Origin of the sequence: Micromonospora sp. Llam0, assembly GCF_003751085.1 — a bacterium.
GTDB lineage: Bacteria > Actinomycetota > Actinomycetes > Mycobacteriales > Micromonosporaceae > Micromonospora_E.
In genome coordinates, this window is record NZ_RJJY01000001.1 from 2,265,719 (window position 1) to 2,292,230 (window position 26,512).

Consider the following 26,512-nt stretch of genomic DNA (forward strand, 5'->3'; position numbering starts at 1 on the left):
ATCAGCAGCGTGCTCACCGCGCCATCCTGCGCCGCGACCCGCCGGCAGGCCAGAAGGCCACGATTGTCTGGGGATCCACCCAGTCTCCGATGGACCGGTTGGACAATGCCGCGACCGTGGCACTATCCAGTGTGATACCGGCACGGTTCACGGAAAGGCCTACCTCTGGTGGCAGACGTCGACACCCTGTGCCGACTGGTCGTCGTGGTGCCCTCGGGGCGGGTCGAGTTGGCGGTGCCGACCGACGTGGTGGTCGCCGAGGTGCTGCCGGCCGTGGTGCGCCTGGGCGGCGAGGACCTCGCCGAGGCGGGCATCCCGCACGGCGGTTGGGCGCTGCAGCGGCTCGACGGCAGCCGGCTCGACGGGGAGCAGACCCTGCGCCAGGCCGGCCTGGTCGACGGCGAACAGCTGCACCTGCGGCCGTACTACGCCGAGATCCCGGCGGTGCACTTCGACGACATGGTCGACGGGGTGGAGACCACCATGGCCGACCGCCCCGACACCTGGCGGCCGGCGTGGACCAGGGCGCTGCTGCTGGCCTGGTTGGGCGGCGCGCTCGTGCTGCTGCTGGTCCTGCTGGCCGGGGCAGGCCGGCCGGGGACGTTCGCGACGCTGGCCGTCGGCGTGATCGGGCTCGGCGTGGCCGCCGCGGTGGCCCGGGCCCGGGTGCATCCGGCGGCGGCCGGCGTGCTGGCCTGCGGCGGTACGGCGTACGTCGCGGTCGGGGTCACCGTCTTCGCGCCGGGTACCGGGGCCGCCCTGCTGCTGGCCGGACTGTCGGTGGTGGCGGCGGCACTGGTCGCGGTGCCGGCCGTCGGATCCCGTACCGCGCCGGTGTTCGCCGCCGGGTGCCTGGCGGGCACCCTGGCGGCGCTCGGCGGGGTCACCCTGCTGGTCGGCGCCACCGCCGCAGGTGCGGCGGCGATCGTCGCCGTGACCACGGTGGTGGTCGACTCGCTGCTGCCGGCCACCGCGTTCCGGCTGTCCGGGCTGCGGATGCCGATGCTGCCGACCGACGCCGGCCAGTTGGCCGACGAGGTCGACCCGTTGCCGGACACCGGTGTCCGGCGACGCACGGCCCGCGCCGACGTGTTCCTCAACTGGCTGTACCTGGCCAGCGGCACGGTGGCCGGCGCCTGCCTGTTCGTGCTGGCCGGGCAGGACGGCTGGTGGACGTTCACCCTCACCGCGGTGCTCACGCTGCGGCTGCTGCTGCACGCCCTGGTGCTGCGGGCCCGCTGGCAGCGGCTGGCCGCCGTCGTACCGGGCAGCGGTGCGGTGGTGCTGATCCTGCTCGACCTGGTGGCGCGGACCGGCCAGGTCGGTTTCCTGGTGATCGTCGGCGTCCTGCTCGCCGTCTCGGCTGGGCTCGTCGTGGCCAGCCACTACGTTCCCGGCCGACGGTTCGTGCCGTACTGGGGACGGGCGGCGGACCTGGCGCACACCGTGGCGGCCGCGGTGACGGTGCCGCTGATGCTCCAGGTGCTCGGCCTGTACGGCCTGATCCGCAGCGTGATGGGCTGACCGGTGCAGTCCCGGCGCGACCAGGTCCAGGCGCACATGTTCATGATGAGCCGGCTGTCGGCGGCGTTGCTGCGCTCGGCACCGGACCACCCGGACCAGCCCACCGGGCGGTCGCTGCGCGGCATGGCCGGCGGTCTGGCCATCGCGTTCATCGTGGCGGTGCTGGTCACCATCGTGACCGTCCTGTTCCCGCCGGCCCGCGAGGTCAACTGGCGGGTCAACGGCGCGGTCGTGGTCGACCTCGACACCGGGGCCCGGTACCTGTACGCCAACGGCGTGCTGCATCCGGTGGCGAACCTGACGAGTCTGCAACTGCTGCTGGGCAACCAGCCGTCGGTGGTGACGGTCGGCGGCGCGGCGCTGGCCGGCACCCCTCGCGGCGTACCGCTGGGAGTGGTCGGCGTGCCGGAGCGGTTGCCGGACGCCGCCGGGTTGAGCGTGGCGCCCTGGCTGGCCTGTGCGGGTCGCACCGGTCCAGGAGACGATGCCGCGCCGCGGTTCACCCTGGAGATCGCCGCGACGCGGGCGGTCGAGCCGCTCGGCGGTGACGCGGCGCTGGTCAGCGCCCCGGACGGCAGCGTCCATCTGCTGGTCGGTGAGACCCGGCACCTGATCGACTCGGACAGCGGCGCCCGGGAGGCGTTGGGGTACGGTGCCGCAGCGACTCGTCCGGTACCTGCCGAGTTCCTGCGGCTGTTGCCGGCCGGACCCGACCTGACACCACCGGACGTGCCCGGCCGGGGGTCCGCCGGGCCGACGCTGGCCGGCCGGGACACCCGCGTCGGCCAACTGTTCAGCGGGCCGGGCGGCACGGCGTACCTGCTCACCGCCGACGGCCTGGCGCAGTTGACCCCGACGGTGCTGGCGCTGCTGATCGGTGACGCCCGTACCCAGGAGCAGGCGTACGACGGGGCCACCCCGGAGTTGGTGTCGCTCGGCGCGAGCGACGTCGCCGACCACCGTTCGGCTGCTCCGCTGGGCACCCGGATCGACGCGCTGCCGCCGGCTCCGCCCGCGCTGATCGACCTGGTCGGTGTCGATCTGTGTGCGAGCGTGTCGGCCGATCAGGAGCAGCCGACGCTGACCCTGGTCACCGCGGAACCGCTGCCGGCCGCCTCGGGTGGCGTCCCGAGCGGTGGCACGCTGCCGGCCGGCGTGGTGCCGGGGTGCGGCCAGGTGGACCAGGTGGCGGTACGCGGAGACACCGGAGTGCTGCTGCAGACCGCCCCGACGGCCGACTGGTACCTGGTGGCCGACAACGGCGTACGGTACCCGTTGGGTGCCGACGGCCCGGCCGGCGAGTTGGGCTACCGGGGAGTCCAGGTGGGACGGCTGCCGGCGGCCCTGGCCGATCTGCTGCCGACCGGCCCGCTACTGGATCCGCAGGCGTACCGCGACGGCGGCACACCCGCCGCGCCGCGCCGACCCGACTGCGGCTGAGCCGCGTGGTCGACGAAGGTCGATCGTGCCTGATCGGCGAAGGCTGATCGCTGGCGGTCAGCGGGTGGCCTCACCGCTGGCGGCCGAGTCGGCGCCCCAGGTGTTCTCCTCGCCCCGGATCGTGTCCTCCATCGTCGGCACCCGGGTCGCGGCCAGTCCTGCTTCGCGGGCGTCGCCGACCGGCAGGTCACTGGCGGCGTCCTTGGCGGTCCGGGCGGTGGCCGCCGACCGCTGCGGGTTGCCGGCCAGCACGTTCACGATGTCCTCGGCCGACACCGGCTGTTCCTCGACCGGCTCGGTCGGTTCCCACGGCCAGCCGCGCGGCTCGTCGCCCTTGCGCCGGCCGGCCTTGCTGCGGGCCTGGTCGATGTCCTCACGCAGCGGGTACGGGGTGCGGCTACGCGGCTGGTCCTGGCCGCCACCACCGCCGCCACCGGCACCACCGGGCGGTGGCATATAGGGCGGGTAGCCGCCCTCGCCGGCCGGGTTGCCGGCGGCACCCACCGGGCCGAGCCCGGCGCCCGCCGCAGCGGTCGGGGCTGTCGGGGACTGGGCGGACGGCTGGTCGCCAGCGGTCCCGCCTGGGGGGTCGACGACCCCGTCGCCAGCGGCGGGCAGCAGGGTGCCGGGTCCGGACGGCGGGATCACCGTGCCGGACCCGGACGGCGGCAGTAGCGCCCCCGGGTCGGGGCGGGGGGTGTCCAGGCTGAAGTCGTCACGGCCGCCGACCAGGTCGGGGCGGGGAGTCGGGCTCGGCGGCGGCAGGTTCGGCGGGACGACCGTCCCGGGCGGGGAGACGCCGCCACCCGGGGTCAGCCAGTCCACCGGGGTGCGGGTGCCGCCGTCGGTGACCAGGTCGTAGCCGCCCTCGCCGTCCGGCACCAGCTCCAGTCCGTCGACCGTACGGCGGGTCCCGTCCGGACTCACCAGGTCGACGCCGCCGTCGCCGTTGGGCAGCAGCCGCACCCCGTCGCTGTCGCCCGGCGCGAGGTCGAAGTCACCGACCGGTGTCCGGGTGCCGCCGTCGGTGACCAGGTCGTAGCCGCCCCGACCGTCCGGCACCAGCTCCAGGCCGCCGACGGACCGCTGCGTCCCGTCCGGGCCGACCAGGTTCAGTCCCCCGTCGCTGCCCGGCACCAGCCACATCGGGTTGCGGTCCTGCGCCAGGTCCCAGGGGGTCTGCAGGTCAGGCGGCAGGGTGTCGAACCCGCCAGCGGGGGGTTCGAGCCGGCCGGCCTGGGACGGGCTGCGGGGCGGGTCGGTCACGATCGAGGATCCGGGTGGCACCAGCACGGGTGCCCCGTCGGTGTCGCGTACCGGCTGGCCGTCCGGACCGGTGACGGTGCCGTCCGGGCCGATCCGGGAGCCGGGTGGCAGAAGAACCCCGGCGCCGTCCGCGTCGAGCACCGGACGACCGTCCGGACCGAGCACGGTCCCCTCCGGGTACTGCAGCTGCGGCGATCCGTCGCCGCGGGGCGGCTGAAAGGACTGGGTGGGTGACAGCAGGACCGGGCCGGGGTTGACGGTGGCGAACTGCTGCGGCCCGCCCGCGCCCCCGCCGAGGAGGTTCTCGTAGTCCTCCTTCTGCGAGGTCAGGTCGTTCTGAAGCCCGTCGATGACCCGCTCGTAGTCCTCCTGCATGTTGGTGACGGCGTTGCGTTGATCATCGCCCATGCCGTTGATGATCTCGTCGTACGACTCCTTCTGCGCCCGCAGATCGTCCTGCAGATCGTTGATGATCCGGTCGTAGTCGTCCTCCATCTTCTGCATCGCTTCGCGGTTGTCGTCGTTGTTCTGCGCCAGGATCTCCTCGAACTCCTCCTTTTGCGACCGCAGGTCGTTCTGGAGATCGTCGATGATCTTCTCGTAGTCCTCGACCAGATCGTCGATGGTCTTCTCGTAGTCCTCCTGGAGCCGATCGATCTCGCCCTGGCCGTTGCCACCGCCGGAACCGCTGCCGGTCGGCGGAACGAGCCGGACCTCGGGGTCGAACTTCGCGTCGGCGAACACCTCGGCGGAGGTGCCGTACTGGGTACGGATGTTGTTGAGCACGGTCGTCCCGACCGGGTCGAGAAGCTCGGTCACCCGGTTCAGCCAACGCCTCTTCGCCTCGGCGTCCACGGCGTCCCACATCGCCTGACTGCGCGGGTCGTACCGCTCCTCTTTGAAGACCGGTTTGTCGTCCTCGATCCGGACCAGGTTGTCGACCCCGTCGTAGTGGTCGTGCAACGCGTCGAACACGTGGTACGAGGGCTGCCACATCCCGTCGGAGGTGTAGAAGGCGCTGTGCCCGTCGTACAGGTCGTTGAGGGCCTTCTCCATGGCCAGCACACCGTCACCGATGGCACGCGGCACAGACGTGCCGCTGCCCGGGTTGATCTCACTGTGCACGTCACGTAGCAGCTTTTCGAACTCCCGCAGCAGCGCGGAGAACTGACCGGCCGCCGACCCTTCCCAGTGGGCGGCGTCGACGTTCAACTCCTCGGCGTACCGCTTGAACTCTCCCGCCCAGTGCTCGGCCCACTTGCCGACGCCGACGAGGACCGGCTCGGTGTTCCAGAAGGTCCGCCGGGACGCGACGTCGTTGGCGGCCGGATTGTAGTTGATCAGCGGGGTCAGCGAGATGAACAACCGCTCGAAACGCCGAATCGGGCTGTCCTTCGGCATCGACAGAACCTGGTCGTCGATCTTGACGCCAGCGACGACATAGTCGTCCGGGTCGTACGTGGTGCTGCTGAGCCCGTACTGCGAGCCGTTGGGCGGGATCGACCGGTGCTGAACGCCCTCGCCAGCGAAGAAGAAGACCGCGTAGGCGTTCAGGTCCTTGTAGGTGAGGCCACGGGAGGCGGTCGGCGGCGCGTAGTTGATGACAAACGCGTCGCCGCCGGTCACCCACTTCGGCGATTCCGGGCCCGCGACGGCATCGCGGTAGGCGATCTCCGCGTCCGACGGCACGAACAGTGAGTTCGCCAGCTCCCACTTCTGGTCGGTCGCTGGAACGCTGCCCTCGGGCACCTGAGTCGCCTCCCGCCCGCTCGGCGGTTACCGGTACAGGCTCGGCGTCGGCTGCCAGACCTCACGCACCAGGTCGAGCATCTGGGCCTCGGTCAACGCGTCCTCGGCACCGACGTCGAGCGTCTCCTTGACCTGCAGGAAGTCGTCACGCAACTTCTCGATGATGGTGAACAGGGCCTCGATGTTGCCCTTCGCACCGTCGGCCATCGCCTTGAAGTTCGTCTCCACCTGACCGACCTCGGTCATCACCCGCTCGTTGCCGGCCAGCAGGATGGTGAACGGTGCGAGGTCGGCCGGCGCGGGCGGTTCCCCGGTGTAGGCCAGCAGCCGCCGTACGTCGTCGTTGCCCCTCGCTTCGGCCAGGAACTCCTCGAAGCGTTCCCGGACGGTACCGCTGAGATACTGTTCGGTGACGGTGAAGGTCTCTTCGGCCACGGCTCAGACTCCCGCTGCTCAGGCTTCCGCCGGGTACCGGGTCAGCGGCCGACCGGTGCGAGGATGTCGTAGATCCCGTCGTCGGTGTCCCAGCTGGCACCCGTGACGCCGGCGTTGTCCTCGCCTGCGTCGATGATCTGGCCGACGAAGCCGGTCTTCTCGCCGAGATCCTGAAACTTGATCATCACATTGTTGTACGCGCTGATCCACTCGTCGAGCTTCGCCTGGAAGACCGAGCTGGAGCCTGCCTGGTAGGTCGCCCGGATCTCACCCTGGATCCGGTACGCGGTCTGCCCGGCGACGATCATGCTGCTGACGTGGTCGTCCAACGCCGCGATCGCGGTGGCGAACCCGGCGTCCTCCTTGTTGAAGTTCCCATTCACCGTCCGGCCCCACCTCTCTGTCGACACCGGGTCCACACCGCCGACTGCACGACGGAACCCGGCTGCACAGCATCCGCTGGAGTCAGCGTCGCGACTGAGGCCGACAGCAGCAATAGCGGAATCCCTAGATTCGCAGGTCCGGCCGGACTTGCGCGGGGTCACCGAGTGTGGCCATGATCAGCGGACCAGATCCGGCCCGACAGGTGACGGGCGGGTTCGACAGCCCACGTCCTGATTTGAGATCATCGATCCTCGTGGAGACCGCTCAAGACCGCCCGTCCGCCCCACAGCCCCCGCTGTGGCGGTTCCTGCGGCACGAATGGACCTTGGCCGTACTCGGCGGACTGCTCCTCGCAGTAGTGCTGACCTGGCCCACCCTGCGACACCCGGCCAGCACCATCCCCGGCGACATCGCCGACCCCACCCTGCAGGCCTGGCAGGTGGCCTGGGGCGGGCACGCGCTGTTGACCGACCCGACCGGGCTCTGGCACTCCAACACGTTCTTCCCTGAGCGCTACACCTACGTCTACAGCGACACCCTGCTCGGCTACGCACCGGCCGGGATGATCGGCTCCGGCTTCGAAGCCGCGCTGATCCGCTACAACATCCTGTACGTGCTGCTGTACGCGTTGGCGTTCATCGGCGCGTACGCCCTGATCCGGCAGCTCGGCGCGGGCCGGATCGGCGCGGCGGTGGCCGGGGTCGCGTGGGCCTTCGCCCCCTGGCGGTTGGCCCACTCCGGGCACATGAACATCCTCTCCACCGGCGGGATCGCGCTGTGCCTGGCGATGCTCGCCCGTGGCCACGGCTGGTCGCTGCGGCACGGCTACCGCCCCGAACGGCGCAGACCGGGCTGGGCCCTCGCCGGCTGGCTGGTCGCCGCCTGGCAGATCAGCCTCGGCTTCGGCATCGGACTGCCGCTGGTCTACTTCCTGCTCGCCGCCGGGATCGTCGCCGCCGGCGGCTACGGGATCTCCTGGTGGCGACACCGCCGCCGGCCACCGTTCGGCCGACGGCTACTCGTCGCCGACGCCGTCGGCGGGGTGATCTTCGGCGCGGTCACCCTCGCGATCGCGGCGGCCTACTTCCGCGTCGTCGAGCTCAACCCGCAGGCGGAGCGGAGCCTGGCCTGGACCGAGATGTTCTCCCCGCCGGTGGTCGGCCTGATCACCGCACCCGCCGAGTCCTGGCTGTGGGGAGAACGGCACGCCGCCACCCGGGAGCAGATCTTCTGGCCGCCGGAGATGACCCTGCTGCCCGGGGTGACGCTGATCGCCCTGGCCGCCGCCGGCCTGATCGTCTCATCGTTGCGGATCCGGCACCGGGTGGCGCTCGCCGCCGGAGTCATCGGCACGGCGCTGCTCGCCCTCGGCGCCACGCTCGGCGGCGACGGCGACCCCGGCTACCTGACGCTGTCCAAGCACCTGCCGGGCTGGGACGCGCTGCGGACCCCGGGGCGAATGATGATCTGGACCAGCCTGCTGCTCGCGGTGCTGGCCGCCGGAACGCTCACCGCCGCGGCCGCCGCGCTGCGCCGGGCAGCCGCCGGCTGGCCGAAGTGGTCGCGGCAGGCAGCCGGGGCCGTCCTGGTGATCCCGCTGGCGCTGGTGGTGGTCGAGGGGATGAACCAGACCGCCCACCCGCAGGTGCCGACCCCACCGGCCGCCTGGGAGCAGGTCACCGGACCGGTGCTGGTGCTGCCCAGCGACGCCGGCGCGTTCGAGTTGAACGTGATGCTGTGGACCACCGAGGGAGACTTCCCGCAGGTCGCCAACGGCCTGGCCGGTTTCGTCCCGGCCAGCCAGGAGCAGACCCGGGCGGTCACCGCGTTCTTCCCCGACCCGGCGAGCGTCGGATACCTGCGTGACCTGGGGGTACGTACGGTGCTGGTGATGCCGGACCGGCTGATCGGGACGCCGTGGGAGGGTGTGACGCAGCGTCCGGTCGACGGGTTGGGCATCACCCGTGAGGAGATCGACGGTGTCCTCGTCTACCGGCTCGACTGACCGTCCCGGTCCAGCGGGCGGCCGGCCGCTGCGGCTGTCGGTCGTGGTGCCCTGCTTCAACGAGGACGCCTCACTGAGCCGGCTGCACGCGGCGGTCACCGCCGCAGTCACGGCGCTCGGCGACGTCGAGGTCGAATACGTCTTCGTCGACGACGGCAGCACCGACGGCACCTTGGCCGAGTTGCGCCGGCTGGCCGCCGCCGACCCGGCCGTCCGGTACCTCGCGCTGAGCCGCAACTTCGGCAAGGAGTCGGCGATGCTAGCCGGGTTGGACCGGGCCAGCGGGGACGCCGTCATCGTGATGGACGCCGACCTGCAACACCCACCGCGCCTACTGCCCGACATGGTCGCCCTGTACCGGCAGGGGTACGACCAGGTCATCGCGTGCCGTGACCGACGAGGTGACCGGTTCGTCCGTACCGTCGCGTCTCGGACGTTCTACCGGCTGATGAACCGCTGGGTGGACGTGCAGCTACTCGACGGTGCGGGCGACTTCCGGCTGTTGTCCCGCCGGGCGGTCGACGCGCTGCGGGCCATGCCCGAGTACAACCGCTTCTCCAAGGGCCTGTACTCGTGGATCGGCTTCAACACGGTGGTGTTCGCGTACCCGAACGAGGCCCGCGCCGACGGTGGCAGCCGCTGGAGTTTTCGATCCTTGTTGAACTACGCGTTCGACGGGCTGCTGTCGTTCAACGACCGGCCGCTACGGTCGGCGATCTACGCCGGCATGGGACTCACGTTCGTCGCCGTGGCGTACGCGGCCTGGGTGGTCGCGGCGGCGCTGATCCGGGGAATCGACGCCCCCGGCTACACCACGATCATCGTCAGTGTCATCGGTCTCGGCGGCATCCAGATGATGATCCTCGGCGTGATCGGCGAGTACATCGGCCGGATCTACTACGAGACGAAGCGCCGACCCCGCTACCTGGTCATGGAGTCCGACGGGGCCGGTGGTACGCCGCAGGTGCCGATGCCCCGGCGGGAGCCGACCGTCCCTGGCCCGCCGGCCGACGCGGAATGATCCGGCCGGCACCGTCGTTGTACATGGTAGCGCCACCCAAGCCGGCCCACTCCGGCGCCACGGCCGGCCGCCGCCAGGCTCCGGCCTGCGGCCGCCAGACGGCCGCCAGGCTTCGGCCCGGCCGGGCAGCCCGGTCAGTGGATCGGGTCGGTGGACCCGGTCGGGAATCGTCGACGGGCCGGCGTGGTTGTACATGGTCACGGCGCGCGGCAGCGCACCCGCGCCCGCGCCTGACTCCGTACCACCCGGATGACCGTTTACCGCGCACCCACCCGCCCGTGACGGGTGTGCCCCCTCGGAAAACGGAAGGTGGACCCCCCATGACCACGATCATCACCCGTACCCTGCGCACCAGCCTGCGCAACACCGCCCTCGGCATCGCCGGTCTGACCCTGGCCGGCGGCGCGATCGCCGCCCCCGCCCTGGCCGCCGACCACGCCCCCACCGCCCTGGCCGCACCCGTGTCCGCCGCCGCCAGCAGCGGCGTCGACACCGGCACGCTGACCCCGCACGGTGTGCGGGGCGAGCAGTCCCGGATCACCCTGTCCGGCGAGCAGACCGACAACGTCAAGGGCATCATCGCCGCCACCAAGAAGGCCGGCATGGACGAGCGGGCCGCCGTGGTCGCCATCGCCACCGCCCTGCAGGAGTCCAAGCTGGAGAACCTCGGCCACCTCGGGGACCGCAACGACCACGACTCGCAGGGCCTGTTCCAGCAGCGCCCCTCCTCCGGCTGGGGCACGGTCGAGCAGATCACCGACGTGGAGTACTCCACCACCGCGTTCCTCGACGGGCTCAAGGCCGTCGACGGCTGGCAGGACATGCCGCTGACCGAGGCCGCCCAGGCGGTGCAGGTGTCGGCGTACCCGGACCACTACGCCCAGTGGGAGACCCAGGCCGCCGAACTCGTCGCCCAGCACTGGAACAGCTGACCCGAACACCAGAAGCCCAAGTCGAAGGGCCGGACCCCGTACCCGGGGTCCGGCCCTCGACGCATGCCCCGGCCAGGTCAGCCGGCCGCCACCGCCGTCCGGTACCGGCCGGCGAGTTCTGCGGCACCGGCGGTGGTGAGCCGGCCGAACAGGCGCAGCCGGGCCATCCCGCCGTCGGGATGGATGTCCAGCCGGACGTGGCTGACCGGACGGGGCCGGTCCAGTCGGAAACGGTGCCGGGTGTCCGGTCGCAATGTGGTCAACGGCAGCAGCTCCGGCCAGTCGGTGGAGCCGACCCTGGTGCCACGGCCGCCAGCGACCGGGTCGGTGCCGGTCAGGTCGGTGCTGGTCAGGTCGGTGCCGAGCAGCCGGGCCGCCGCCGGCGCGTTGCCCTTGAAGTGGCTGGTGTCCAGCTCGACGAACTCGACGACGCCGGCGGCGCAGAGCCGCACCTGGACCCAGTCGTTGCCGTCGTCGCGACGGCGGGCGGTCTCCCAGCCCTCGCCCATCGTGCGGGCCGGACCGGGCAGCAGCAGCTGCTGCGGAGAGCCGTAGAACCGGTCGCTGCACGCCTCGACCCGGCCCCCGTGCTCGACCGCGGCGAGGTCGAGGACCTCGGTCAGCAGATCCGGGTCGGGCACCGGCTCGCCGAACACCCGCAGCCGGGCGACCCCGCCGTCGGGAAAGATCGTCAACCGTACGTGGGTCTGCCGTGCCGGCACGTCGACCGGGACGATCAGCTGGCTGTCCCCGGCCAGTGCGGTGCGCGGCACCAGTGGGGTCCATCGCGCCGCGGCGAGATCCTGCGGGCCGGGATACCCGTCGAGTGAGCAACCGTCCACCGCCGCGTACGGCGGGTAGTTGCCGGTGAAGTGCGCGGTGTCGATCAGCACGGCCCGGACCACGCCCGGGGCACCGAGCCGGACGACGGCGTGGTCCGCGCCGGGTTGGCGGCGGCGGCGGGTCTCCCAACCGTCGTACACCTGGCCCTTCGCCCCGAAGGTGCCGGCGGCGAAGACCGGCGGGCGCGGGTCGACCAGGTTGTCGGCGGCGGCGAAGAACTCGTCGTTGGCGGCGACCACTCCCCCGCCGAGCGCACGGGACGCCAGGTCGGGCAGCCGGGTCGGGTCGGGCCCGTCCGGCAGGTCGGGCGGTGGCGTGGACGCGTGGCTACCGGTCATCTGTCCCCTCTCGCGATGAGGCGGCCGCGCGGCGCATCCGGGGTGACCGGTGCGCCGCGCAGCCAGGTGGCCCGGACGATGCCGGTCAGGCGCCGTCCGGCGTACGGGGTGATTGGATGCCGTTGCCGCAGCCGGCCGGGGTCGACGTGGTAGCTCGGTGCCGGGTCGAAGGCGACCAGGTCGGCGTCGGCGCCGACCGTGAGCCGGCCCTTGGTGGGCAGCCCCACCAGGTCAGCCGGGCCCTGGCACATCCACCGGACCACGTCGCCGAGGCCGAACCCGCGCCGACGGGCCTCGGTCCAGACCGCCGGCAGCCCCATCTGCACCGAGGCGATGCCTCCCCAGGCGGCGGCGAAGTCTCCGGTGTCGGGCGCCTTCAGCGCCGGCGGACAGGGGGAATGGTCGGAGACCACGCACGAGATGGTGCCGTCGGCCAGGGCTGCCCACAGCGCGTCCTGGTTGTCGCGTTGCCGGATCGGCGGGCAGCATTTGAACTCGGTGGCGCCGTCCGGGATCTCCTCGGCGGCCAGGGTCAGGTAGTGCGGGCAGGTCTCGGCGCTGACCGGCACCCCGGCCCGCCGGGCAGCGGCCAGCACCGGCACCGCGGCGGCGGCGGACAGGTGCAGGATGTGCAGCCGGGCGCCGGCCCGACGGGCGACGTCGATGGCGGCCGTGACCGCCTCGATCTCGGCGGCCGGCGGCCGGCTGGCGAGGAAGTCCCGGTAGCGGGTCGAGGAGGCGGCGGCGGTGAGCTGGTCGGGTTGTTCGGCGTGCACCACGAACAGGGCGGGTACGGCAGCCAACGCGGCGGCGAGCTGACCGGTGTCCAGTGGGGGGAACTCCGGCACCCCGGAGTCGGCGAGGAACGCCTTGAACCCGAAGACCCCGGCGGCGTACAGCTCGGGCATCACCTGCTGGTTGCCGGGGACCGCGCCGCCCCAGAAGCCGACGTCGACGTGGCACTGCCCGGCGGCGGCCCGCCGTTTGACGGCCAGCGCGGCCGGGTCGACGGTCGGCGGCAGGCTGTTCAACGGCATGTCGACGATGGTGGTGACGCCGCCGGAGGCGGCGGCCAGGGTGGCGGTGGCGAACCCTTCCCATTCGGTACGGCCGGGTTCGTTGACGTGCACGTGGGTGTCGACGAGTCCGGGCAGCAGCGCGACGTTGCCGAGGTCGCTGTCGACCGTCGCCGGCACATGCTCCTGGTAGTCGGCGACGGCGACGATCCGGCCGTCGCCGACGGCGATGGCGGCCGGACGCTCGCCGTCGGGCAGCACCGTGCGGCGGGACCGCAGTACCAGATCAACGGGCATGGTCGGTGGGCTCCTCACCGGACGCGGTCGGCAGGTGGGCGGCCAGGGTGGTCAGGACGGTGCGGTCGAAACCGGCGTCGGCCGGGTCGACAGCGCCGCAGTCCAGCCCACGCAGCAGGAAACGGGCCAGCGCCCGGGCGGTCGCCGGCTCGTCGAGGATTCCGCCGGACCGGCGGGCGAGGTAGGCGTCGAGCCGCCGGACGGTCTGCGTCCGGCCGGCACGGTAGAACGCGTAGGTCGTGGCGAACCGGGTCGGCAGCTGGTGCGGGTGCAGGTCCCAGCCCTGGTAGAAGCCACGTTCCAGAGATCTGCGAACCAGCTCGGCGTGGCGCTGCCAGGCGGACCGCACGGTCGCGGTGTCGCCGACCGGCAGGATGTTGGTGGACCCGTCGCTGACCGGTACGCCGGTGCCGGCGGCGGCCACCTGCATGACGGCTTTCGCGTGGTCGGAACTTGGGTGGTCCATACTCAGGTAATCGGCGGCGACGCCGCAGGCGGTTCCGTAGTCGTAGGTGCCGAAGTGTAGTCCGGCACACCGTCCGGCTGACTCACCTATCAGCCGGGCGACGGTCGCGGTGCCGTCGCCCGCCAGCACCGCCGCCGGGGTCTCGATCTGGATTTCGAACCGCAGTACCCCGTCCACCAGCCCGTACGCCTGCTCCAGCCGGGCGCAGACGTCGACCATCGCGGCGACCTGGGCCGGGTGGCTCACCTTCGGCAGGGTGGCCACGAAGCCGTCGGGCGGCCCAGCGCAGGCGTCCAGAAAAAGGTCGAGGCTGCGGACCGCCCGTCGCCGGGTGGCCGCCTCCAGGCACTTGATCCGCACCCCGACCCGGGGTGGGCCGACGCCGGCAGCCCGTGCCTCGGTCAGCGCGCGCGCCGCCGCCCGCAGGTCGGCGTCCTCAGTGGCGTCGTCGCGTACGCCGTACCCGTCCTCGACGTCGATGCGTAGGTCCTCGACCGGCTCGCGGGCCAGTTTGGCGCGTACCCGTCGGTCCAGCTCGGCCGGGTACGGTGCCGGCGGGTGTGCGTCCAGCGCGGCCAACGCCGCCGCGCCCCAGGTCGGCACCAGGTCGGCGGTGATCCGGTCGGCGGGCACGTACACGGTGTGCACCGGCTGGCGCCCCGGCGTCTCGCCCGGGTAGCGGGCCCGCAGCGCGGCGTCGACGCCGGCGAGCCGGTCGTCCAACGCGGCGTACACCGCCGGATCGAGCCGGGCCATCAGTCGATCAGCCGGTACGCCGGCAGGGTCAGGAAGTCGACGTAGTCGGCACCGAGGGCGACCTCCTCGAACAACGCCCGGGCCTGCGGGAACCGGCTCGCCGTCCAGTCCGGTTCGGTCAGCTCGGCGCGGATCGCGGCGAGCTCGGCGTCACCGATGGCCCGGACCAGGTCGGCGGTCACCAGGGTGCCGTCGGGCAGCCGTACCCCGTTGCGGATCCACTGCCAGATCTGCGACCGGGAGATCTCGGCGGTGGCCGCGTCCTCCATCAGGTTGTCGATCGCCACCGCGCCGTTGCCGCGTAGCCAGGCCTCCAGGTAGCGCACCGCGACGGCGACGTTCGCGCGCAGCCCGGCCTCGGTGACGGCACCGCCGGTGGCGGCGACGTCCAGCAGCTGCGCGGCGGTGACCGACACGTCCGGGCGCTGCCGGTCGAGCTGGTTGGGCCGGTCGCCGAGGACCTCGTCGAACACCTCGCGGCAGACCGGCACCAGGTCAGGGTGGGCCACCCAGGACCCGTCGAAGCCGTCGGCGGCCTCCCGCCGCTTGTCGGCCCGGACCTGGTCGACGGCGCGGGCGGTGACGTCGGCGTCCCGCCGGTTGGGGATGAACGCCGACATGCCGCCGATCGCCATCGCGCCGCGCCGGTGGCAGGTGGCGACCAGCAGTTCGGTGTAGGCCCGCATGAACGGCGCGGTCATGGTGACCGCCGCCCGGTCCGGCAGCACGAACCGCCCACCGGCGTCACGGAAGTTCTTGATGATGCTGAACAGGTAGTCCCACCGGCCGGCGTTGAGTCCGGCGGCGTACGGGCCGAGCGCCCACAGGATCTCGTCCATCTCGAACGCCGCGGTGATCGTCTCGATCAGCACGGTGGCCCGGATGCTTGCGGCCGGTAGGCCGAGCGCCTGCTCGACGTGGACGAACACGTCGTGCCACAGCACGGCCTCCTCGTGGCTCTCCGTCTTGGCCAGGTAGAGGTAGGGGCCGCTGCCCCGACGCAGCAGTTCGGCGGCGTTGTGGAACAGGTACAGGCCGGCGTCGACCAGCGCGCCGACGGCCGGCGCGCCGTCGAAGACGAGGTGCCGTTCGTCGAGGTGCCAGCCACGGGGCCGGACCACGATCGTCGGGTACGGCCCGGGGCCGAGCCGGTACGTCTTCGTCGCGGTCCGCAGCTCGATGGTGCGCCGCACGGCGTCGGCGAGGTTGCGTTGCCCGTCGACCACGTTCGCCCAGTGCGGGGTGTTCGCGTCCTCCAGGTCGGCCAGCCACACCCGGGCACCGGAGTTCAACGCGTTGACGGTCATCTTCCGGTCGGTGGGCCCGGTGATCTCCACCCGCCGATCGGCCAGGTCGGGCGGGGGCGGCAGCACCGTCCAGCTGCCGGCCCGCACCTGCGCGGTGTCGGCACGGAAGTCCAGCCGTCCGGTGCGGGCGATGTCGGCCCGGCGGCGACCACGGGCGGCGAGCAGCTCGGCCCGCCGGCCGGCGAACCGGCGGTGCAGTCCGGTGAGGAACGCCACCGCGTCGCCGGTCAGCACGTCCCCGGTGGCCACCGACTGGCCGGCCGGGGCCGAAACGGTCGCGGCGGAAGGCGGCGGGTCGACCTGGCTGCGGGGTATCAAAGGTCACTCCTGTTCGACGGGACCGGGGACATCAGGGTCCGGTGCGTACGGGCGGCCTCGCGGGCCAGGTCGACGGCGTCGGCGGTCCGCAGCTCGCCGCGTTCGACGACCGGCCGGCCGCCGACCAGCAGCAGCTCCACCGGGGCGGGTGGGCCGAGCACCAGCGCGGCGACCGGGTCGTCGATGCCGGCGTGGCCCAGCCCGTCGACCCGCCACAGCGCGACGTCGGCGAGTTTGCCCACCTCCAGCGAGCCGATCTCGGCGGCCCGGCCCAGGCAGCGCGCGCCGCCGATGGTGCCCAGCGCGAGGGCGTCGCGGGCGGTCAGCGCGGCGGGTCCGCCGCGCAGCCGGGCCGCGTACAGCGACTGGCGCAGCTCCGCACCGAGGTGGCCGACCTCCTGGCTGGCGGCGCCGTCGACGCCCAGGCCGACCGGTACGCCGGCGGCGAGCAGGTCGCTCACCCGGGCGGTGCCGGCGCCGAGCCGGGCGTTCGAGCTGGGACAGTGTGCGACGCCGGTTCCGGTGGCGCCGAGCCGGGCCACCGCCGCGTCGTCGAGGTGGACTCCGTGCGCCAGCCACACGTCGTCGCCGAGCCAGCCGAGCTGTTCGGCGTACTGCACCGGGGTGCAGCCGTGCGTGGTCCGGCAGTACTCCTCCTCCTCGACGGTCTCGGCGAGGTGGGTGTGCAGCCGGACCCCCCGGCGGCGGGCCAGCTCGGCCGACTCGCGCATCAGCCGGGGGGTGACCGAGAACGGCGAGCAGGGGGCGACGGCGACCCGCAGCATCGACTCCGGCGCCGGGTCGTGCCAGCGGTCGATCGCCGCCTCGGTGGCGGCCAGCGCCGCGTCGGTGTCCTCCACGGTGGAGTCCGGTGGCAGGCCACCGGCCGACCGGCCAAGGTCCATCGAGCCCCGGCAGGGCTGGAACCGCAGCCCGATCCGGCGCGCGGCGGCGATCTCGGCGGCGAACAGGTCGCCGGCGTCACGGGGGAAGACGTAGTGGTGGTCGGTGCTGGTGGTGCAGCCGGACAGCGCCAGCCAGCCGAGGTTGGCCGCGGCGGCGGCGTGCACCGTGTCGGCGTCGATCCGGGACCAGACCGGGTAGAGGGTGGTCAGCCAGCCGAACAGGTTCTGCTGCTGGGCCAGGCCACGGGTGGCCCACTGGTAGAGGTGGTGGTGGGTGTTGACCAGGCCGGGGGTGGCCAGGCAGCCGGTGCCGTCGATCCGGCGTACCCGGTGCCGGTCCCCGCCGGTGAGTGTGTCGAGCAGACCGGCGGGCACGTCACCGGGTCCGACGGCGGCGATCCGGCCGTCGTCGCCGACGACGAGATGCCCGTCGCGGTGCTCGGTGCCGGCGGCGTCGACCGTCGCGACGGCGGCGCCGGTGACGACGGTCACCACTGCCCCAGCTCCGGCGGCGCGTCGTCGCGGGTGACGGTGCCCTCGATCAGCCCGTACGGCCGGTCGGCGGCGACGAAGACGCTGTTCGGGTTGTCCAGGCCGAACGGGCTCAGGTCGACCAGCAGGTGGTGCTTGTTCGGCAGGGCCAGCCGCACTTCCACCACGTCGGGCCGGTCGGTCAGCACCCGCTCACCCATCGCGTACAGCGTCTGCTGCAGGGACCGGCTGTAGGTGCCCACGAACGCGTCGACCAGCGCCTGCCGTACCGCCGCGTGGGCGGCGTCGAAGCCGCCGGGCGGCGCGGTGCCGGCGTAGCGCCACCGGGCGTCGACGGCGGTGGCGAGGATCCGGTCGTCGGTCTCCGGCAGGGTGGTGTACGGGTCGACGACGTAGCCCCGGAACTCCGAGTCGGTGGAGTTGAGCAGGACCAGGTCGGACAGGCCGGCGGTCACCTCCGCCCGGTCGCCGTCGTAGCGGACCGCAGCGGTACGGGTGGACCCGCCGTCGCGTTCGAACGAGTGCGGCCCGAGCCGTCGCCAGTCGTACTGCTCGATGTCGACGCGGGCCCGGGTGATGCCGGGCTGGCTGTCCACGAAGTGCCGGGCCAGCAGCAGGCCGAACTCCTCGGCGCTGGCGATGCCGTGCCGACGGGCGAACGCGTACACCGTGTTCTTCTGCGTGTCGGTCGGCAGCACCTGGCTGTTGTCGCCGGTGAGGTGGGTGGCGGCGAGGTCACCGGCGAGCGCGACGGAGACGTTGAGGTCGCACAGGGTGTGCCGGTCGCCGTCGCGGTCCACCCGGACCACCCGGGTCTGCGCCTTGCCGTACCGGTTCGGCCCCAGAACGATTCCCATCCGGTCAGCTCCCTCGGTAGGTGGTGTAGCCGTACGGGCTCAGCAGCAGCGGTACGTGGTGGGGGCGGGCGGCGTCGTGGACGGTGAACACCACCGGGATCTCGGTGTAGAAGGCGTCCGCCCCGAGCCGGTCGGCCACGTCGAACACCAGCCGGTAGGTACCGACGGCCCAGCTGGCGCCCGGCACCCAGTCCCGCAGCCGACCGTCGGCGTCGGTGTGTCCGGTGGCGACGGTGCGCCAGCCGTCGGCCGGGTCGGCGGCGTCGAGTCGCACGGTGATGCCGGCCGCCGGGGTGCCGGTGGTGGTGTCCAGCACGTGGCTGGACAGCGGCGCCGGCCGGGACAGCGGCGCCGGCCCGGCGAGGTCGTCGACCAGCCGGCCCAGGCGCAGCGCGGCGATGTCGCCGAGCTCGGTGCGGACCACGCCCTGCTCGGTGTCCGGGTCGTGGTGCAGCCGCTGTCGGGCGGCGGCCACCAGTTCGGCGGCGCCGCGGCCGTTCGCGAAGATCAGGAAGCGGTACCCGAACCGCTGCTCGTAGGCGTCGTTGGCGGCCGTCAGGTCGGCCGCGACGTCGGCGCCGGAGCCACCGGTGGTGGAGCCGCCGGAGCCGGAGCTGTCGGTGGTGGAAGCGGCCGTCGCCGCCGCCTGCTCGCGACGGGACCACTCGGCGTCCCGGCCGGTGCCGGTGGGCGGCCGACCGATCCGCGGGTGGGCGGCGACCGCGTCGACCACCTCCGGCCAGGGCAGCGCACCGATCCGCGCCCGCGCGGCGACGGTCAGCGCCGCCCGGTCGGCGTACGGCCGGCCGGCCGTCACCGCGGCGGCCCAGCCGGGCGCGGCGCAGCAGCTGAGCAGCAGTTCCCGCACGTCATCGGCGGGCAGCGTGTTGAACACGTCGAGTCCGCGGTCCAATCCGGTCCCCTTTCGCTGGGCAGCAGCAGTCAAGCAGTTGCGACGAGCCGGCCGGTAGCGGCGCAGGGACCAAAGACGAAACATCGTCACCGTACGGTTTTTGGAGGTTCATCCAATCACCGTGACCGGAGGCGACCCCTGTGCTGCTGGCCGACGTGCTCGACAAGGCCCACCTGAAGCTGGTGCCGCTGACCGGCGACGACGGTCGGGACCGCACCGTCGGCCGGGTCAACGTCATCGACCTGCCCGACCCGGGCCGCTACGTGGCCACCGCAGACCTGGTGCTCACCGGCCTGATGTGGCATCGGGGGCCGGCCGACTCCGAAGTCTTCGTCGCGGCGCTGGCCGCCGCCGGGGTGACCGCGCTGGGCGCCGGTGAGGCGCTGCACGGCAGTGTGCCCCGCGACCTGGTCGCCGCCTGCCGCCGGCACCGGCTGCCGCTGTTCGAGGTGCCGGCCGACGTGTCGTTCCGCGACATCATCGACGACGTTCACCCGACCCTGTGGGCGCAGCGGGCCAGCTCGCTGGCGGCGGTGCTGGGCCGGCAGCGTGGACTGGTCGCCGCGATGGCCGCCGGCGCCCGGCTGACCGATCTGCTGCCGACCGTCGCCGCGGCGATCGACACCGACTGCTGGACGTTGACCACCAGCGGCCGGGTGGTTGCCGGCACGGCAGAGCTGGCCGATCCGGTCGCCGAGGCGCTGAGCCGCGCCTTCCTGACCGCGCAGCGGCTGCCCGCGACGGTGACGGTCGACGGCGAGCGGTTCTCCGTGTTCGGGGTGCCCGGCCGGGCCGAGCACCGGCTGGCGGCCTGGTTGGTGGCCTGCCGGGGCGCGCTCGACACGCTGCCCGGCACAGTCGACGAGCTGACCAGCGTGGTGGCGCTGGAACGGGCGCACCTGGACGAGGCCGCCCGGGTCGAGGCGCGGCTGGCCGACCAGCTGCGGACGGCGCTGCGGGCGCCGGGGGACCTCGCCGGGCTGCGGGCCGCGCTGCTGGCCGCCCGGCTCGACCCGGACGCCACGTTCGTCGCGGTCGCCGCCACGCTGGACGGGATGCGCGCGCCGGCGACGCTGACCGTCGCCGTGGTCGACGAGTTCCTCAGCCGGTTGGCGCCCGACCGGGCGGTCGCCGTCCTCGAACCTGACCTGCCCTCGGGGGCGCTCGCCGTGCTGGCGCTGGCTCCGCAGGCCGCCGGCACCATCGGTTCGGCGCTGGTCGCCGCCGCCGACCGGATGGCGCCGGGGCTGCGCGGCGGCCGGCTCATCCTGGGCGTCTCCGACGCCGGCGTGGGCGCCGCCGGGCTGGGCGGGGCGGTCGAGGAGGCGCTGCACGCGCACCGGTCCGCCACCGGCACCGCGACCGGCCCGGTCAGTGTGGTGGCCGCCGGTGACCTGGCGTCGCATTCACTGCTGCTGGCCGGGGTGCCGGCCGGCACCCGGCAGGGGTTCCGCGGCCGGCTGCTCGGGCCGGTCGAGGAGTACGACCGGGCGCACCATGCCGACCTGCTGCGTACGCTGTCGGCTTTTCTCGACTGTGACGGATCGTGGAGCCGCTGCGCGCAACGGCTACATGTGCACGTCAACACGTTGCGGTACCGGATCGGCCGGATAGAGCAGTTGACCGGCCGGGACCTCGGCCGGTTCGAGGACCGGGTGGACTTCTTCCTGGCGTTGCGGCTCACCGCCGGCTGACCCGTGCGCCGCAGGCCCGTGTGCCGCTGGCCCGTACACCGCGGCGTGGATCGAGCCCCGGCCTGCGGTCAGCCGTCCGCCGTCGCGGCCGCTGCGGGCCGCGACGATCTCGGCGGCGATGCTGACCGCGGTCTCCTCCGGGGTCACCGCCCCCAGGTCCAGCCCGATCGGCGCGGACAGCCGAGCCAACGCGGCCGGCGGCACCCCGACGGCACGTAGCCGGGCCGCCCGGTCGGCGGCGGCGCGCCGCGACCCCATCGCCCCGATGTAGGCCAGCGGCAGGTCGAGGGCGGTCCGCAGCAGCGGTACGTCGAACTTCGGGTCGTGGGTGAGTACGCAGAGCACCGTACGCGGGTCGACCCGACCGGCGGCGGCCTCGGCGCTCAGGTAGCGGTGCGGCCAGTCGACGACCACGTCGTCGGCGTCCGGAAACCTCTGCCGGGTGGTGAAGACCGCCCGGGCGTCGCAGACCGTCACCCGGTAGCCGAGGAACCGGCCCTGCCGGGCGAGCGCGGCGGTGAAATCGGTCGCCCCGCAAATGATCATCCGGGGCGGCGGCAGCATGCCGCGGATAAGCAGGGTGGTGCCGGCGGCGGGCCGGGCGAGCGTGGTCCGCCCGGTCTCCAGCGCCGCCCGGGCGGCCCGGACAGCCGCCGCGTCCAGCGTCGGCCCGCCGAGCGAACCCCACCAACCGTCGGCGCCGACCAGCAGCCAACGACCCCGGCTGGCCGGCGGCCCGGTCAGGCAGGTGACCACCGCGACCGGGCGGGCGGCCCGGGTCGCCGCGTGCAGCCGGTCCAGCTGCGGCACGCTGTCGCGGTCCACCCGCTGCACGTACACCTCGATGGTGCCGCCGCAGGTCAGCCCGGGCTCGAAGAGTTCGTCGCCGGTGTCGCCGAAGCGCGCCAGCCGCCCCTCGCCGGTGTCCAGCACGGTACGGCACAGCTGGAAGATGGCGGCCTCGACGCAACCGGCCGAGACGCTTCCGGTGACCGTACCGTCCGGGGCGACGAGCATACTGGTGCCCGGTGGCCGGGGTGCGCTACCGGCGGTGGCGGTCACCGTCGCGACGGCCACCTGCTCACCGGCGTACCACCAGCGCATCGCCTCGTCGAGGACCGGCCCGTTCATCCGGTCGCCGCCGTCCGGGCCGAGGCGCCGCCGGGCCCGCCTCCCGCGCTGAGCCGATCGGGGTCGCTGAGCCGATCGGGGAAGGCGAGCCGGTCCAGGTCGCCGGGCCGGTCCAGGTCGGTCGGGTCGCCCACGTCGCCGCAGGGCACCAGACGCAGCTGGTCGGGGTGGGCCCGCAGATAGTCGCGGGCACCGGTGTCGCCGTTCGCCGACGCCGCCACCGCCGTCCAGTGCTCTCGGCCCAGCACCACCGGATGCCCCGGCCGCCCGTCGGCGTAGCTGGCCGCGGCCAGCGTCCGCCGGTCGGCGCCGGCCGCCACCCGGCGCACCGCCGCCGGACCGATCCCCGGCATGTCGACCAGCAGGACGGCCGCGGCGTCCGCCGGGCCGGCGGCTGCGGCCGCCAGGCCGACCCGCAACGACGAACCCATCCCGGTGGCCCAGTCCGGGTTGACCGCCGGCACGGCACCGGCCAGGTCGGCACGCTCACGCACCACGTCGGCGGCCGCGCCGAGCACGACGATCACCGGCCGGCAGCCGGCCGAGCGCAGCGTCTCGACGGCCCGGGACACCAACAGGGTCCCGTTGAGACGGACCAGCGCCTTGGGCCGACCGTAGCGGCGGCCGGCACCGGCGGCGAGGACGATTCCGGCAAGCATTCGTCAACGATGGGCAGCGGCTGATCACCCGGTCAAGGCGCCCCGGTACGCCTTGTAGGTTCGTCCAACCACCAGGCTGATCGGCGGGTAGGGATTGTGTTCCGCCGTCATTGTCCGGGCCGGCGGCGGCATCGGACGATGCGGACTGTGGATCTGCATACCGTCTCCGACGTGATCGCCGCCGACGGCGACGCCTGGCGCCCCGGCGACCGCTGGCTCGCCGGCGGCAGCTACCTGTTCTCGCAACCTCAGCCCGGGGTGCGCCGGCTGCGTGACCTGACCCGGCTGCGCTGGCCGTCGATCCGGGTCGACGACGACGGGCTGGAGATCGCCGCCACCTGCACCATCGCCGAACTCGCCCGGTTCGCCCCGCCGCCCGGCTGGAACCGGGTGACGGAGCTGGCCGCCGGCTGCTGCGACGCGTTCCTCGCCTCCCGCAAGATCTGGAACGTGGCGACCGTCGGCGGCAACATCTGCGCGGCGCTGCCGGCCGGTCCGATGACGTCACTGGCGGTGGCGACCCGGGCCGAGTACCTGCTCACCGATCTGGCCGGCGGGCAGCGCCGGGTGCCCGCCGACGGGTTCATCCGCGACGTCGGTACGACGGTGCTCGACACCGGCGAGTACCTGCGCAGCGTCCGGCTACCGGCGGCTGCCGCCCGGGCCCGGTACGCGATGCGCCGGGCGTCGCTGTTCCGGCACGGCCGGTCGGCGGCGCTGGTCATCGGCTCGGTCGACCAGGACACCGGCGGGTGGACGATGTCGGTGACCGCGGCCACCCGCCGCCCGGTGGTGCTGTCGCTGCCGGCGGCGCCGACCGGGTCCGAGTTGCTGGACCGGGTGGACGCCGGATGCGCGGCCGCCGGCTGGGTCGACGACGTGCACGGCCTGCCGCACTGGCGGCGGCACCGCACGCTGCGGATGGCCGACCAGGTCCGGGCCGAACTGGCCGCAGCCGGCACCGACGGAGAGTGCAGCCGGTGAGCGTCGTGGTGAACGGCACCGCCGCCGCCGGGGAGCCCGCCGCCGGCCAGTGCCTGCGCACGTTCCTACGCGAGCAGGGCTGGTACGGCGTGAAGAAGGGCTGCGACGCCGGGGACTGCGGAGCGTGCACCGTGCACGTCGACGGCGTCCCGGTGCACAGCTGTGTCTACCCGGCGGTGCGGGCCGACGGCCGGTCGGTGACCACCGTCGAGGGACTGGCCGACGGCGACACACTGCACCCGGTGCAGCAGCGGTTTCTCGACGCGCAGGGATTCCAGTGCGGGTTCTGCACCGCCGGGCTGGTGATGACGGTCGCCGCGCTCGACGAGACCCAGCGCGGCGACCTGCCGCGCGCGCTGAAGGGCAACCTGTGCCGGTGCACCGGCTACCGGGCGATCCGCGACGCGCTCGACGGGGTACGGCACGTGGCCGACCCCGCCGTCGGCACCACCGATGGCACCGACGGCGGCCCCGGCGGCCCAGCGGTCGGCGGCAACGTGGCCGCCCCGGCCGCCCGGCAGATCGTCACCGGCACCGCCCGGTTCACCTTCGACGTCGACGTTCCCGGGCTGACCCATCTGAAGCTGGTCCGCTCGACGGTGCCGCACGCACGGATCGTCGACGTCGACACCGACGACGCGATGCGGGTCCCCGGGGTGCTGGCGGTACTCACCCACCATGACTGCCCCGACCGGCGCTACTCGACGGCGCAGCATGAGAACCCGCGCGAGGACCCGGCCGACACCCGGCTCCTCGACGACGTGGTCCGCTTCGTCGGGCAGCGGGTGGCGGCGGTGGTCGCCGAGACCGAGGCGGCCGCCGAGACGGCCGCCGCCCTGGTCCGGGTCAGCTACCAGCCGCTGCCGGCGGTGTTCGACCCGGCGGCGGCGATGCTGCCGGGCGCGCCGGTCCTGCACGACCTGGATCCGGCGGTCAGCGGCATCGCCCGGCCGGCGGACAACGTGGCCGGTGAGGTGCACGGTGAGATCGGCGACGTCGACCGGGCGCTGGCCGACGCCGACGAGGTCTACACCACGACGTTTCGCACCCAACGGGTGCAGCACGCTCACCTGGAGACGCACGGGGCGGTCGCCTGGCCGGAGCCGGACGGCGGGCTGACCGTACGGTCCAGCACCCAGACGCCGTACCTGACCCGACGGGCGCTGGCCCGGCTGTTCGGCCTGCCGGCCGAGAAGGTCCGGGTGGTCGCCGGCCGGGTCGGCGGCGGATTCGGCGGCAAGCAGGAGATGCTCGTCGAGGACGTGACAGCGCTGGCCGCGCTGCGCACCGGGCGACCGGTGAAACTGGAGTTCACCAGGGCCGAACAGTTCACTGCGGCGACCACCCGGCATCCGTTCCGGACCCGGGTGACGGTGGCGGGGCGCCGCGACGGCACGCTGACCGCGATCCGGCTGCACGTCGTCGCGGACACCGGCGCGTACGGCAACCACGGCCCGGCGGTGCTGGCCCACGGCTGCAGCGAGTCGGTGGCCCTCTACAAGTGCCCGAACAAGCAGGTCGACGGCTGGTCGGTCTACACCAACACGGTTCCGGCCGGCGCGTTCCGCGGCTACGGACTGGGTCAGGTGTCGTTCGCGGTGGAGTCCGCCGTGGACGAGCTGGCCCGCCGGCTCGGGTTCGATCCGGTCGCGTTCCGGGCCCGCAACGTGATCGGCCCGCAGGATCCGCTGGTCACCCCGGTCGGGCACGACGACACCGTACGGGTGCACAGCTACGGCCTGGACCAGTGCCTGGAGCTGATCCAGCGGGCCCGGACCGAGACCTGGCAGGAGGATGCCGCAGCCGGCTGGCTGGTCGGCGACGGCATGGCGGTGGCGATGATCGCCACCGGACCACCGGGCGGTCACCACGGCCGGGCCCGGGTCACCCTCGACGCCGACGGCGGCTACCAGCTGGACATCGGGATGGCCGAGTTCGGCAACGGGTCGACCACCGTGCACCGGCAGTTGGTCGCCGACGCGCTGACCACCACCGTGGACCGGGTACGGATCCGGCAGTCGGACACCGCACTGGTCGGTCACGACACGGGCGCGTTCGCCTCGACCGGCACCGTGGTGGCTGGCACCGCCGCCCAGCGCGCCGCGCTCGCGCTGCGGGACGTGCTGGTCGACGCCGCCGCACGGGCGACCGGCGTCGACCGGCGGGACTGCCGGCTGGACGGGGCGGCGGTGCGGTGCGCCGGCCGGCGGGTCGATCTGGTCGACCTGGCCCGGGCCGCGTCGGCGGCCGGCCGGCCGCTCACCGCCGACGGGCACGCCGACGGGGCGCACCGCTCGGTGGCCTTCGACGCGCACTGGTTCCGGGTGGCGGTCGACCCGGACAGCGGGGAGATCCGGATCCTGCGCAGCGTGCACAGCGCGGACGCCGGCACCGTACTCAATCCGATGCAGTGCCGGGGGCAGGTGGAGGGTGGGGTGGCGCAGGCTCTCGGTGCCGCCCTCGCCGAACATGTGGACATCGACGACCACGGTCGGGTGGTGACCGACGACTTCCGCAGCTACCACCTGCCGACCTACGCCGACGTGCCGCTCACCGAGGTGCTGTTCGCCCGCACCAGCGACCCGCTCGGGCCGGCGGGCGCGAAGTCGATGAGTGAGAGCCCGTTCAATCCGGTGGCCGCCGCGCTGGCGAACGCGTTGCGGGACGCGACCGGGATCCGCTTCACCGATCTGCCGTTCACCTCCGACCGGGTGTGGGACCGGCTGCAGCGCGGCCGGGCCGACGGCGAGTAACGACATCGGCGAGTAACGACTGAAGGA

General features: G+C 73.4%; 19 protein-coding genes and 1 pseudogene. 8 read left to right on the plus strand and 12 right to left on the minus strand.

Annotation, left to right across the window (positions count from 1 at the left end; genetic code table 11):
* Positions 1–168: 168 nt before the first annotated feature.
* Both eccD and eccB read left to right on the plus strand, forming a co-directional pair.
* Positions 169–1,524: a type VII secretion integral membrane protein EccD gene (gene eccD, locus EDC02_RS10215; protein WP_158632120.1), complete on the plus strand. Its 1,356-nt coding sequence runs from the start codon at positions 169–171 to the stop codon at positions 1,522–1,524.
* Between the two features lie 3 nt (positions 1,525–1,527).
* Positions 1,528–2,964: a type VII secretion protein EccB gene (gene eccB, locus EDC02_RS10220; RefSeq protein ID WP_123601732.1), complete on the plus strand. Its 1,437-nt coding sequence runs from the start codon at positions 1,528–1,530 to the stop codon at positions 2,962–2,964.
* Positions 2,965–3,021: 57 nt separating this feature from the next.
* Here eccB and EDC02_RS10225 read toward each other — a convergent pair whose 3' ends face one another.
* Genes EDC02_RS10225 through EDC02_RS10235 form a run of 3 tightly spaced genes read right to left on the minus strand, consistent with a single transcriptional unit; the run spans position 3,022 to position 6,797 of the window.
* Positions 3,022–5,979: a hypothetical protein gene (locus EDC02_RS10225; protein WP_123601733.1), complete on the minus strand. Its 2,958-nt coding sequence runs from the start codon at positions 5,977–5,979 to the stop codon at positions 3,022–3,024.
* 27 nt (positions 5,980–6,006) lie between these two features.
* On the minus strand, positions 6,007–6,414 hold the full coding sequence (locus EDC02_RS10230) for a hypothetical protein (RefSeq protein WP_123601734.1): 408 nt from the start codon (positions 6,412–6,414) through the stop codon (positions 6,007–6,009).
* A 41-nt stretch (positions 6,415–6,455) separates the two neighbouring features.
* Positions 6,456–6,797: a hypothetical protein gene (locus EDC02_RS10235; RefSeq protein WP_123601735.1), complete on the minus strand. Its 342-nt coding sequence runs from the start codon at positions 6,795–6,797 to the stop codon at positions 6,456–6,458.
* A gap of 173 nt (positions 6,798–6,970) precedes the next feature.
* Between EDC02_RS10235 and EDC02_RS10240 the strand changes: the two genes are divergently transcribed.
* The 3 genes from EDC02_RS10240 (at position 6,971) to EDC02_RS10250 (ending at position 10,756) form a co-directional block, all read left to right on the plus strand.
* Positions 6,971–8,803 (plus strand): hypothetical protein, encoded by a 1,833-nt coding sequence (locus EDC02_RS10240; RefSeq protein ID WP_370461440.1) that lies wholly within the window; start codon positions 6,971–6,973, stop codon positions 8,801–8,803.
* A 28-nt stretch (positions 8,804–8,831) separates the two neighbouring features.
* Positions 8,832–9,824 carry a glycosyltransferase family 2 protein gene (locus EDC02_RS10245; RefSeq protein WP_123604684.1) on the plus strand — a complete coding sequence of 331 codons (993 nt, stop codon included), beginning with the start codon at positions 8,832–8,834 and terminating at the stop codon, positions 9,822–9,824.
* A gap of 344 nt (positions 9,825–10,168) precedes the next feature.
* Positions 10,169–10,756, plus strand: a complete 588-nt coding sequence (locus tag EDC02_RS10250) for a hypothetical protein (protein ID WP_123604685.1) — start codon at positions 10,169–10,171, stop codon at positions 10,754–10,756.
* 77 nt (positions 10,757–10,833) lie between these two features.
* Here EDC02_RS10250 and alc read toward each other — a convergent pair whose 3' ends face one another.
* The 7 genes from alc to uraH form a co-directional block, all read right to left on the minus strand.
* On the minus strand, positions 10,834–11,937 hold the full coding sequence (alc, locus tag EDC02_RS10255) for an allantoicase (protein WP_123601736.1): 1,104 nt from the start codon (positions 11,935–11,937) through the stop codon (positions 10,834–10,836).
* Entirely contained in the window at positions 11,934–13,250 is a 1,317-nt protein-coding gene (gene allB / locus EDC02_RS10260) for an allantoinase AllB (protein WP_123601737.1), read from the minus strand. The genes alc and allB overlap by 4 nt, the downstream gene beginning before the upstream one ends.
* On the minus strand, positions 13,240–14,472 hold the full coding sequence (locus EDC02_RS10265) for an aldolase/citrate lyase family protein (RefSeq protein WP_123601738.1): 1,233 nt from the start codon (positions 14,470–14,472) through the stop codon (positions 13,240–13,242). Before EDC02_RS10265 ends, allB begins: the two co-directional genes overlap by 11 nt.
* Positions 14,472–16,028, minus strand: a complete 1,557-nt coding sequence (aceB, locus tag EDC02_RS10270; protein ID WP_123601739.1) for a malate synthase A — start codon at positions 16,026–16,028, stop codon at positions 14,472–14,474. The genes EDC02_RS10265 and aceB overlap by 1 nt, the downstream gene beginning before the upstream one ends.
* A gap of 65 nt (positions 16,029–16,093) precedes the next feature.
* Complete coding sequence (locus EDC02_RS10275) at positions 16,094–17,494, minus strand: 8-oxoguanine deaminase (RefSeq protein ID WP_123604686.1); 1,401 nt, start codon at positions 17,492–17,494, stop codon at positions 16,094–16,096.
* Entirely contained in the window at positions 17,491–18,351 is an 861-nt protein-coding gene (pucL, locus tag EDC02_RS10280) for a factor-independent urate hydroxylase (protein WP_123601740.1), read from the minus strand. Before pucL ends, EDC02_RS10275 begins: the two co-directional genes overlap by 4 nt.
* Positions 18,352–18,355: 4 nt before the next feature.
* On the minus strand, positions 18,356–19,264 hold the full coding sequence (gene uraH / locus EDC02_RS41510; protein ID WP_233605847.1) for a hydroxyisourate hydrolase: 909 nt from the start codon (positions 19,262–19,264) through the stop codon (positions 18,356–18,358).
* Between the two features lie 155 nt (positions 19,265–19,419).
* On the opposite strand from uraH, the pseudogene EDC02_RS10295 reads away from it, so the two are divergent.
* Positions 19,420–20,886: pseudogene (locus tag EDC02_RS10295) on the plus strand (PucR family transcriptional regulator); the annotation flags it as partial.
* On the opposite strand, the gene EDC02_RS41515 reads toward EDC02_RS10295, so the two are convergent.
* Together EDC02_RS41515 and EDC02_RS10305 are read right to left on the minus strand one after the other, a co-directional pair.
* On the minus strand, positions 20,833–22,089 hold the full coding sequence (locus tag EDC02_RS41515; protein ID WP_123601742.1) for an XdhC family protein: 1,257 nt from the start codon (positions 22,087–22,089) through the stop codon (positions 20,833–20,835). The pseudogene EDC02_RS10295 and the gene EDC02_RS41515 overlap by 54 nt on opposite strands.
* Positions 22,086–22,748: a nucleotidyltransferase family protein gene (locus EDC02_RS10305; RefSeq protein ID WP_123601743.1), complete on the minus strand. Its 663-nt coding sequence runs from the start codon at positions 22,746–22,748 to the stop codon at positions 22,086–22,088. The genes EDC02_RS41515 and EDC02_RS10305 overlap by 4 nt, the downstream gene beginning before the upstream one ends.
* 147 nt (positions 22,749–22,895) lie before the next feature.
* On the opposite strand from EDC02_RS10305, the gene EDC02_RS10310 reads away from it, so the two are divergent.
* A complete protein-coding gene (locus EDC02_RS10310; protein WP_123601744.1) occupies positions 22,896–23,732 on the plus strand; it encodes an FAD binding domain-containing protein in 837 nt (278 codons plus the stop codon).
* On the plus strand, positions 23,729–26,485 hold the full coding sequence (locus EDC02_RS10315) for a molybdopterin-dependent oxidoreductase (RefSeq protein WP_199757919.1): 2,757 nt from the start codon (positions 23,729–23,731) through the stop codon (positions 26,483–26,485). Before EDC02_RS10310 ends, EDC02_RS10315 begins: the two co-directional genes overlap by 4 nt.
* The last annotated feature ends 27 nt before the right edge of the window (positions 26,486–26,512 follow it).